This is a genomic window from Acidovorax sp. HMWF018 (genome assembly GCF_003061035.1).
Classification (GTDB): Bacteria; Pseudomonadota; Gammaproteobacteria; order Burkholderiales; family Burkholderiaceae_C; genus Acidovorax; species Acidovorax delafieldii.
In genome coordinates this window covers 1-2,278 of record NZ_QAIM01000528.1, presented here as the reverse complement: position 1 = coordinate 2,278, position 2,278 = coordinate 1, and the positions used below count along the sequence as shown (strand labels likewise).

Below are 2,278 nucleotides of genomic sequence, written 5' to 3'. Positions count from 1 at the left end.
GAAGCGTGTATGACGGCCAGAACTTGGTGTTGGCCGCATTGCCATACACCTTGCCCACATGGCGCACACCCGCGCTGGCCGTGACGGTGGGCGTGAGCGCGTACGAGGCCCACAGGTTGGCCACCTGCTGCGGCACCAGTTGCGGCACATTGCCCGCGCGCGAGACGCCGCCCTGCACAAAGTTCTCGTACCGCGCGCGGGTCAGCGCCAGGTTGCCCTGCAACTGCCACTGCGGCGTGGGGCTGATGCCTGCCGACAGCTCAATGCCCTTAGACGACTGCTCGCCCACCAGCACCGTGAGGTTGGGGTTGGAGGGGTCTTGCGAAGCGATGTTCTTGCGGCGGATTTCAAAGGCCGCCACCGTGGCGCTGCCCTTGCCGTCCCAGAAGTCGAACTTGCTGCCCACCTCGACCTGGCGGCCCGTGGTCAGTTCGCTGTTGTTGCGCACATCGGCAAACGAGGCCGAGGCCAGCGAGCCCGATGGCGGGTCGGCCGCGTTGGAGGCCTGCGCATACAGGTTGGCGCTGGGCGCAATCTCCCACACCACGCCCAGGCGGCCCGTGGTGGGGCTGTAGCTGCGGCTGAAGGTGGCGGGCGCGGTGGCTGTGACGGCGCGGCGGTTCACCAGGTCCAGCTCGATGCGCTCGTGCCGCAGTGCGGTGATGAGGTTTACGCCGGAGGCCACCAGGGTGCGGTTTTCCAGGTACAGCGCGGTGTTGGTGATCTTGTTGTCCTTGTCCGGGTTCAGGACGGGTGACATGCCGGGAATGTCGAAGAAGTTTTCGGTGGAAAAGTGGTAGGGGTTGACCGTGCTCACCGTGACCGAGGGGCCGAACGGGAAGCGCGTCTGCTTGTTCACGCTCACGTCCAGGCCAAAGGCCCAGTCGCTCTTTCGGCCTGCAAGCTGGCCCTGGTAGGTGCCCTCCAGCCGGTCACCCACGAGTGTCTGGTCATGGCGCTGCAGATAGGGGGAGGTGCGGGTGACGGCAGTGTTGGAAGCGTTGAAGGTGTAGATCTCCACGTTGCGATAGTCGCGCAGCGCGTCGTACACGTAGAACGTGTTCTTGAGCTGCAATACATCCGACGCGCGCCACTGCGCCACCGAGCGCAGCCACTGCACGCGGTGCTCGTACATGCCGTCGGCACTGTTGTAGTTCTTGAAGCGCGTGGCCGGGTCGATGGCCAGCGCGCCCACGGCGGGGTTCAGTACCGGCGTGCCCCAGTAGGGGCGGTCCACATGGTCCTTCTGGTATTCGTAGGTCAGCGTGTGGCTGAAGCCGCCGCCCAGGTCCGACAGCAGCGAGGTGGCCAGCTGGGTGGACTGGGTCTTGGTGCCCTCGGTCCAACTGCCTGCGTTGCGGTGATTGAGGTCGATGCGTGCGTAGTGGGCAGGGCCTGCAGTGCCGTTGCCGCCGGCGATGCGGCGGTTCAGGCCCACGGACACTTCCTTCATGTCGTAGGAGCCCAGGCGCAGTTGGCCTTCGGCAAAGTCGCTGCGCTCGGCCGTCTTGGTGATGTAGTTGATAGAGCCACCCACGCCGCCCGAGCCATACAGAAAACTCGACGCGCCGCCGATGGCCTCCACGCGGTCGTAGATCCAGGCATCGACCGCGCGCGTTGCGCTGCCATATTGCGGATTGATGCCGTTGTAGAGCTGTGCCACGGAGTTGCTGGTGAAGCCCCGGTAGTGCGCAGACATCGAACCCGGTGCGTTGTGTGCCACCACGCCCGGCACGGCGCGCAGGATCTCCTGCGTGTCCTGCGCGCCGCGTGCGTCGATGGTGGCGCGGTCCACCACAGTGACGGAGGCCGGGTTCTCGCGCGCTGTCAGGCCCAGGCGGCTGCCGGTGTCCACGGGCGTGTCGAGACCGAGCTTGCCATTCGGGGATGCGGCGGCATCCACCACATCCACGGCCTGCATTGTGGGTGGGGTGTTGGTCTGTGCATTGGCTGCCACCGAGGCCAGAGCGCAGGTGGCGAGCACGCCCAGGCACAAAGGGGAAAGGGGCAGGCGCGGCAAGGCTGCAGCGCTGCGCGAAGCAAAGGAAATACGGGACATGAAAACGCTCTTGTCTTGAGGCGACAGCGCAACCGGGCCCGCGTGGGGTGCACGCAAGGCTGCGCCATCTGGAAACCAGCGGGAACAAGGCAGCATCCGACCACCAGGTACCGGGCACTGCCAACAAGCTTCAGATCAAGAGCGCGACGGGGGCCCGCGTGCGGGCAGGGGGGCTGCAGTGGCGGCCGCAATGCGGGCGGCCTCGACGGGCTGCAGCGC

Annotated in this window: 1 protein-coding gene; it reads right to left on the bottom strand. The window is 66.3% G+C overall.

Going from position 1 to position 2,278, the window contains the following annotated elements; translation table 11 throughout:
* Positions 1-2,059: TonB-dependent receptor (locus tag DBR23_RS22455; protein WP_369882157.1), on the bottom strand; the 2,059-nt coding region annotated here is incomplete at its 3' end.
* Between the last annotated feature and the right edge of the window lie 219 nt (positions 2,060-2,278).